This is a genomic window from Microvirga medicaginis (genome assembly GCF_052658925.1).
In genome coordinates this window covers 20,251-28,449 of sequence record NZ_JBQWEL010000035.1, presented here as the reverse complement: position 1 = coordinate 28,449, position 8,199 = coordinate 20,251, and the positions used below count along the sequence as shown (strand labels likewise).

At 58.0% G+C, this 8,199-nt stretch carries 5 protein-coding genes; all 5 read left to right on the top strand.

Annotation, left to right across the window (positions count from 1 at the left end):
• The first annotated feature begins 252 nt into the window (after positions 1–252).
• The 5 genes from ACUXUR_RS25735 to ACUXUR_RS25715 all read left to right on the top strand — a co-directional run bounded on the left by ACUXUR_RS25735 (position 253) and on the right by ACUXUR_RS25715 (position 8,197).
• The gene (locus ACUXUR_RS25735; RefSeq protein WP_445505195.1) at positions 253–2,547 is read left to right on the top strand and encodes a putative bifunctional diguanylate cyclase/phosphodiesterase; all 2,295 of its coding nucleotides are present in this window, start codon (positions 253–255) and stop codon (positions 2,545–2,547) included.
• 565 nt (positions 2,548–3,112) lie between these two features.
• Complete coding sequence (locus ACUXUR_RS25730) at positions 3,113–4,678, top strand: ABC transporter substrate-binding protein (RefSeq protein ID WP_445505194.1); 1,566 nt, start codon at positions 3,113–3,115, stop codon at positions 4,676–4,678.
• 98 nt (positions 4,679–4,776) lie between these two features.
• The gene (locus tag ACUXUR_RS25725) at positions 4,777–5,754 is read left to right on the top strand and encodes an ABC transporter permease (protein WP_445505193.1); all 978 of its coding nucleotides are present in this window, start codon (positions 4,777–4,779) and stop codon (positions 5,752–5,754) included.
• Positions 5,751–6,587, top strand: a complete 837-nt coding sequence (locus ACUXUR_RS25720) for an ABC transporter permease (RefSeq protein ID WP_445505192.1) — start codon at positions 5,751–5,753, stop codon at positions 6,585–6,587. Before ACUXUR_RS25725 ends, ACUXUR_RS25720 begins: the two co-directional genes overlap by 4 nt.
• Positions 6,587–8,197 (top strand): ABC transporter ATP-binding protein, encoded by a 1,611-nt coding sequence (locus ACUXUR_RS25715; protein WP_445505198.1) that lies wholly within the window; start codon positions 6,587–6,589, stop codon positions 8,195–8,197. Before ACUXUR_RS25720 ends, ACUXUR_RS25715 begins: the two co-directional genes overlap by 1 nt.
• The last annotated feature ends 2 nt before the right edge of the window (positions 8,198–8,199 follow it).

The window sequence follows — 8,199 nt, the reverse complement described above, 5'->3', positions numbered from 1 at the left end:
CGCCGCGCCGGCGCGGAGAGGGGCCCGCTCGGCAGGCGATCGCAGGAGCCCGGTCGACTCCTATTCACTGCGCGTTTCTTCGGGATGGATGCAAGGAGCGGGTTCGACGAGGATCGAGCCATTTGAAGAGGCAGGGGCCTTCCTCATTTTTCCTCAAAGTGAACGTGATCTTGGCTAGGGTTAACGAAATAACGACAAATTCCAGCGAATTCTGGCAGAGACCGTCGCTAAAAAGCCGAAACGAAATCCGCTGTGCCAGCTTATTTGATCATTTCCCTCAGCATCTTGACAGCGACTGCCGCAGTCATCGGCGCAGCCATCCTCTTTATCCGTGGGTACACGGACGGTCTCGGGAGAGCTGAGAGCGATCTCGCAAACCTCGCACTCGCTCTTCAGGAGAGGACGGATAGCGTATTCCAGTCCATTGAGAGTGTTCTGCGCGACGTGGTCGGCAGAATTCCGCAAGAGAGCCTCAGAGCGGACGAGTTCGACAGATTCGCCGCGTCGAAGGCATCGAAGACCATCCTGGTGGAGGCGTGCCACTCCCTTCCCCACATCATCCGCATTGACTTGGTCAATGCACGGGGTCGGATCATTGGCTCATCAAATCCACATCTCATTTTCGACCCGATCTATGTGAATGACGCATCCTATTGTCGGGCTTTCTCAATGGATGCATCATTAGTATTGTATCTCAGCGAACCTATCAGGATTCCGGCTACCGGAAAAAGAGTTCTCTCCCTTGCCCGGAAAATAAAAGACGCTGACGGCAAATTCCTCGGCATTATTGTATCGACGGTCGACCTCAGCCAATTTGAGAGAATTTACGAAGATCATCTCAGGGCTCGCTCGTTGGCGATCACGCTTTATCGGCGCGATGGCATCATTCTGGCTCATAGTCCAAATGCTAAGAGAGCCGTTGGACACAGAATTTGGAAGCCCAACACTCCTCTGCAGCGAATGATTGCGAAGAACAGCCCTACGCTCATTCGTGACGTCAGCCGGATCGACAATAACGAGCGACTGGTCGCTCTTTATCCTCTCGCTAATTATCCATGCGGCATAGCCGTCAGCAGAGCTGTGGCAGAGCTCATGGCCGGACGGCGCCTGGAGGCCCGTTTGATCGGGTTCATCGCCTATCTTATGGATATCGCAATCGGCACAGCCAGTCTGTTAGGCTTCAGGCATGTCAGAACCGGCATTCTTAGGGCTGCCAGCGAGAGCTATCTGTCGCGTCATGACATCCTGACCAAACTTCCCAACAGGCAGCTCTTCCTCGACGAGCTGAAGCGGACATTCCTTGCCTCTCAAAGGTCCGGCGCAGACTTTGCGTTGCACATTATCGATATCGGCCGGTTCAAAGACATCAATGACAGTTATGGGCATGTAGCGGGAGACGAGATTCTTCGAGCCGTGGCACGGCGCCTGCGCGAGCGTCTTAAAAAGAATGACTTCATCGCTCGTATCGGCGGCGACGAGTTTGCTATCATTCAAAGGCCGATCAGAGATCGGCAGCAGATCACAGATCTCATCACGGCCATTCAGGACGCCATGAAGGTTCCATGCACAGCCGTCAGCACGGAGATCGATGTTGGGCTTTCCATTGGCGTCGCGGTAGCTTCTTCTGACGGCAGGACCTCAACCGAGCTCATGAAGTCGGCCGATATCGCTCTCTACGAGGCAAAGTCCAATACCGGCAGTGGCCATCGGCTCTACGACGCGAACATCAAGGATTCCCGGGCGGAACGTCGCGCACTTGAGGGAGCCTTGAAGAGCGCCCTTGAAAACAAGGAGCTCGAATTGCACTACCAGCCAATCCTCGATTTGGCGACAAATCAGATCTGGGGCTGTGAGGCGCTGGTGCGATGGAAGCACCCTACGAAAGGCATGATCTCTCCTCTGCAGTTCATTCCGGCCGCTGAAGAGTCAGGCCTTATTGGTTCAATCGGCGACTGGATCCTCGAGGAAGCCTGCTCGACCGCCATGGCCTGGGTCCTGCCGTTGAAGGTTGCGGTCAATCTCTCTCCGGTCCAGTTCAAATGCCGTGACGTTTTCGCCAGCGTCAGGAAGGCCTTGACCATATCTGGTCTGCCGGCCCACCGGTTGGTCCTGGAGATCACGGAATCTGTCAAACTCACCGAGGAAGCAACGACGACGCTCAAGCGGCTCAAGGCTCTAGGAGTCGCGATCTCGCTCGATGATTTTGGCACTGGCTATGCATCGATGAGTTATCTCCGAAGCTTTCCCTTCGACAAAATCAAGATTGATCAGTCGTTCGTGCGTGGAATGACGGATTCGCCTGACAGCCGTGCGATCATCAAAGCGACTATCGGTCTGGCGAACGACTTAAAAATGAGTACGACCGCCGAAGGCGTCGAAACGGAAGAGCAGCTCAATGCCCTGCGGCTGGCTGGTGCCTCTCAGGCCCAAGGCTACCTCATCGCCAAGCCGATGCCCCACGAATCCGTCGCAGCTTTCATCGCGGATGTTCAAAGGACTCAGCAGAATAGCTGGGACGAACAGTTTCCAATGCGAGCCATCGCCTGAACAACCGTATTCACGGTCAATGGGCTGTTGCGTTAACCTTGGTTGTTACGGAACGTGCTCTCAAGCGCGTGATCCGTCGTGGCCTCTGCGGCTTCGCGCAGCCTGGCATTACAGGCGAAATCACGCGCCGTGAACCAACTCTTCGGTCTGGCGGCCCGTTGAAGCACGTCGGACAGGTTCGTGGGAAATCGCCCAAGTTGCTGGCGCAAAGCCCTCCCGACAGCCGCGACAGAACCTGCTTCCAGGAGCCGTGCGGATCCAGAGCGATGATTGAACAATTGCTCTGCTTGTGCCGGGGAAGCCTATCACTTCGGCATCTCATGCTAGGAATTTGGGCGTGAACCGCACAAACTGCGCAACACTCGAAAATAAGCTTGAGCTATCTTTGAAAGGGATCCGCCTCCACCCTTAAGGAGGGCAGGTTCCACACCGAAGAGAACCGCCGTGGCTCGCCGTGAACTGGGCACCCAGTTCACCGCAGCAGTCATGGTTAATGTATTACGTTTCGCTGACAAGGCCGGAGAAAATGCCGGTCACGACAAACAGAATCTCCGGAGAACGATTGATGCAATTATGGAAAAAGGCGGCTGCTGCCGTGATTATCACTGGAGTAGCCACCGGTACGTCGAGTGTATGGGCGCAGGCTCCGAAGGCGGGAGGCACGGTGCACGTCGTCGTCCAGCCAGAGCCTCCGAGCCTGATGCAGGGCCTCAACCAGAATGCCACGACGAATATGGTGGCCGGTAACATCTATGAGTCCCTGCTGCGCTACGACGAGAAGCTCAAGCCGCAGCCCTCTCTCGCGAAAAGCTGGGAGGTATCGAGCGACGCCAAGACTTATACATTCAAGCTGCAAGAGGGCGTAACCTGGCACGACGGCAAGCCGTTCTCAGCGGACGACGTTGTCTTCTCACTCGATAAGTTCCTGCGTGAGGTACATCCCCGCTGGCGTCCGATTGCCAATAACCAGATCGATAAGATCGAGAAGGTTGACGACCTCACAGTCCGGATCACATTGAAGCAGCCCTTTGGACCCTTGATGCTGGCGCTGGAGCCGGCATCGGCCCCGATCGTGCCGAAGCATATCTATGAAGGCACTGATTACCGGGCCAACCCGATGAACAATACGCCGATCGGCACAGGGCCCTTCAAGCTGAAAGAGTGGAAGAAGGGCTCTTACATCCACCTGACCAAGAACGAGAATTACTGGCTCAAGGACAAGCCCATTCTCTCGGAGATCTACTGGCACGTCATCCCTGACGCAGCAGCGCGTGCTGTTGCTTACGAGACGGGCAAGGTCGATGTTCTCCCAGGCGGATCGGTCGATGTCTATGACGTTCCGCGCCTCTCCAAGCTGCCGAACACCTGCATGACGACAAAAGGCTGGGAGATGATGGCCCCGATCGCCTGGATCACGGTCAACCATCGCAACGGCATTCTCGGCAACAAGCAATTCCGTCAGGGGCTGATGCATGCGATCGACAAGGAGTTCGGCAAGGATGTGATCTACGGCGGCCTCGGAAAGGAGCCCACCGGTCCGATTGCGTCGAAGACGAAATTCTATTCGGACGAGGTAAAGAAGTACGATTATGATCCGGCCAAAGCGAAGGAATTGATCAAGGCATCCGGCTACAAGGGCGAGCCGATCAAGATCATGGGGCTGCCTTACGGTGAAACCTGGAATCGCTGGGCGGAAGCGGTCAAACAGAACCTGGCGGATGTCGGCGTCAACGCTGAGCTCGTGAACACCGACGTGGCGGGGTGGACCCAGCAAACCGGCAACTTCGACTTCGATCTCTCCTTCAACTTCGTCTATCAGCTCGGAGATCCGGCGATCGGCGTGGCGCGGAGCTATGTTTCCAGCAACATCGTCAAGGGCAACCCCTTCGGAAACGTCGGAGGCTATTCCAATCCGGAGGTCGACAAGCTTTTTGCCGAAGCGGCCGTAGCGCCGACCGAAGAAGGACGCCAGAAGCTCTATACCAAAGTGCAGCAGATCCTCACGGATGAGCTGCCGGTTCTTTGGCTCCTGGAGTTGGACTTTCCGACGATTTACCGCTGCAACGTCAAGAATCTCGTGACGACCGGAATCGGTCTTAACGACGGTTTCCGCGACGCTTGGAAGGAATAAGAACAGTGTGATCTGTGCCTCTCCGCCTGACGTTTGTAAGGCGGAGAGGCGACCTAATGATCACAGCCGCTCTGGTTCCATCAAGATTGGTTTGACTCATGCACTTCGTCCGCTTTGCGGGAACACGCCTCATCAAAGGCGTGATCGTTCTTTTCGCCATCGCCGTTCTGAATTTCTTCCTCATACGCGCCGCGCCTGGTGATCCGGCTATGGTCTTGGCCGGTCAGGCTGGTGAAGCCGATGCCGTATTGCTCGCGCAGTTGCGCGAACGCTTCGGCCTCGACCAACCCTTGCTGCATCAGCTCTGGATCTATCTGAAGGGTTACGCAACACTGGACCTCGGATTCAGCTATCGGCAGGAACAGCCGGTTCTGACGCTGATCCTCGACCGGCTTCCCGCGACGCTCATCCTGACCGGAATGGCTTTCCTGATCTCACTGCTGCTGGGCGTGCTCCTCGGAACACTCGCGGCAAGGCGTGCAGGGCGCTGGTCCGACAGCCTCATCACCACGATTGCCCTCATTTTCTATGCAACGCCGCTCTTCTGGGTCGCGCTGATGAGCCAGATCGTCTTCGCCCTCAAGCTCGGCTGGCTGCCCAACGTCGGTTACGAAACCATCGGTGCGGGCTACACTGGCCTCAGCAGAGTGTCCGATATCGCGCAGCACCTTGCCTTGCCTGCTATTACCCTCGGGCTTTTCTTCACGGCGCTCTACGCCCGCATGATGCGTGCGTCGATGCTGGAGGTCACCGGGGCTGATTTCGTCAAGACCGCGCGAGCCAAAGGGCTTCCAGATTCCGTCATCACTCGACGACACATCGCCCGGAATGCGATCCTGCCAGTGGTCACACTCGCCGGATTGCAGGCAGGCCAACTCGTTGGTGGTGCGGTTTTGACCGAAACAGTCTTTGCGTGGCCAGGTATCGGGCGGCTGATGTTCGACGCCTTGATCCAGCGCGACTACTCTGTCCTGCTGGGTGTCTTTTTCGTGTCCTCGGCCATGGTCGTGGCTTTCAACCTGATCACCGACATCGTTTACCGTGTCGCAGATCCGCGCATCGAGGTGGCGGCGTGAACTTTCTGAAACGCTTCATTCGCAACCGCGGGGCCGTCATAGGCCTCATCATCCTGCTCACAGTCATGGCCTTCGCTGTGATCGGCCCAACTCTCTTCCCGCAATCGCCATGGCGCATGGTCGGCAGGCCGTTCATGGCACCGTTTACGATGGACAGGTTCCCGCTCGGGACGGACATGCTCGGTCGCGACATCGCAGCCGGGTTGGTGCATGGTGCCCGCGTTTCCCTCCTGATCGGCGTCGTCTCGACCATCGTCGCACTCCTTATAGGAGTGCCGCTCGGAGCCGTCGCGGGTTATGCCGGCGGCTTCGTTGACGATGCACTGATGCGTTTCACGGAATTCTTCCAGACTATTCCAAGCTTTGCTCTGGCCATTGTGATGGTTGCGGTCCTGCAGCCATCATTGGCCTCGATTGTCCTCGCAATCGGCGTAGTGAGCTGGCCACCAGTCGCCCGACTGGTCAGGGGCGAGGTTCTTTCGCTTCGGTCACGGGAATATGTGCAGGCGGCAGTAACGATCGGGCAGTCGACACCCCGGATCATCTTCAGTCAGGTCCTGCCCAATACCATCGCGCCGATCATCGTGATGGGCTCGCTGATGGTGGCATCAGCCATTCTGCTGGAATCGTCGCTCTCCTTCCTTGGTCTCGGCGATCCCAATCTCATGAGTTGGGGCTACATGGTCGGCGCTGGAAGAACCCGTCTGCTGGATGCCTGGTGGATCAGCTTCTTTCCCGGCATTGCGATCTTCCTGACCGTACTGGCGCTCAATCTCACCGGCGAGGGGCTTAACGATGCCCTCAACCCACGCCTGGCGCGAGGGAGGCAATGATGGAAAATCCGGTCCTCTCTATCGAGAAGCTGACGCTGGCGCTGCCCTCCTATGCCGATCGTCCTCATGCGGTGAACGACGTGTCGCTCTCCATCAGGGCGGGGGAAACGCTCTGCGTCGTCGGCGAGTCCGGCTCCGGAAAGTCCATGATTGCTCATGCGGCCATGGGATTGCTGCCCGCCGCCGTGAAGCCGACCAGCGGGGCGATCCGTCTTGGTGGCCGCGATCTCCTCTCCCTCGATCCCGCCACGATGCTGTCGGTGCGGGGCCGTGAAATCGGCATGATCTTCCAGGAGCCGATGACCTCCCTCAATCCGGTCATGCGCATCGGACAACAGATCTCCGAGATGTTCGAGGCCCATCAGGTCTTCGATGGGCCAAAGCGCGCCAAAAGGGTCGTGGAACTGCTCGACGAGGTCGGTCTGCCGGATCCGCAACGCATAGCGCGTGCGTATCCTCATGAGCTCTCGGGTGGACAGCGTCAGCGCGTGATGATCGCCATGGCCTTGGCGCTCGAGCCCAAGCTTCTCATCGCTGACGAGCCGACGACCGCGCTTGATGTCACCACGCAGGCGCAGATTCTAAAACTGATCGACCGGTTGCGGCGTCAGCACGGCACAGCGGTCCTGTTCATCACGCACGACTTCGGCGTCGTGGCCGAGATCGCGGATCGCATCGCGGTGCTGCAGCACGGTACGCTGGTTGAGGAGGGTACGGGAGACGAGGTTCTCTCCCGGCCGCGGCATGAATACACCCGCCGTCTCTTGGCCGCCGTTCCATCGCTGGTCCCGCCCGAGCGTCCCAAGTCTCCACCAAAGGAGCCGATTCTGTCGGTGGAGAACCTGGAGAAGGTGTACCGGAAACGATCCTTCTTTTCCGCAGGGCGTGAAGTTAAAGCGGCTGAGAATATTACCTTTACCCTTGCCAAGGGCGAAACCCTCGGCATCGTTGGAGAATCGGGATCCGGGAAGTCGACCGTGGGGCGCTGCTGTCTGCGCCTGATCGAGCCTGATTCCGGCAAGATCGAACTGGGCGGATTGCGCATCAGCGATCTATCGACATCGGCCTTGCGGCCGCATCGCAAGAAGATCCAGATGATCTTCCAGGACCCGTTCGCGTCGCTCAATCCTCGCCAGACCATCGGCCGGATCATCGCCGATGGCCCGATTGCCAATGGGGTTGCGCCCGAGAAGGCATTCGAGCGGGCGCGGGAGCTATTGGAGCTTGTGGCTCTCTCTCCCAATGCCATCGATCGTTACCCGCATGAGTTCTCCGGCGGACAGCGACAGCGAGTCGGCATTGCGCGCGCGCTTGCCCTGGAGCCGGACGTGATTGTCGCGGACGAGGCCGTTTCCGCCCTGGACGTTTCGGTTCAGGCGCAGATTCTCACTCTCATCAAGGAACTTCAGGAACGCCTCGGTCTCGCGATTCTGTTCGTCACGCACGATCTCCGGGTAGCGGCGCAGATCTGCGACCGGATCGCGGTCATGCAACGAGGCCGGATCGTGGAGAGTGGAGAGACTGCGGCACTCTTTGCCAATCCCCAGCACGAATATACCCGCCAGCTCTTTGCCGCTGTCCCCGGGGGACGACGGTTCCGCAATCAATGAAG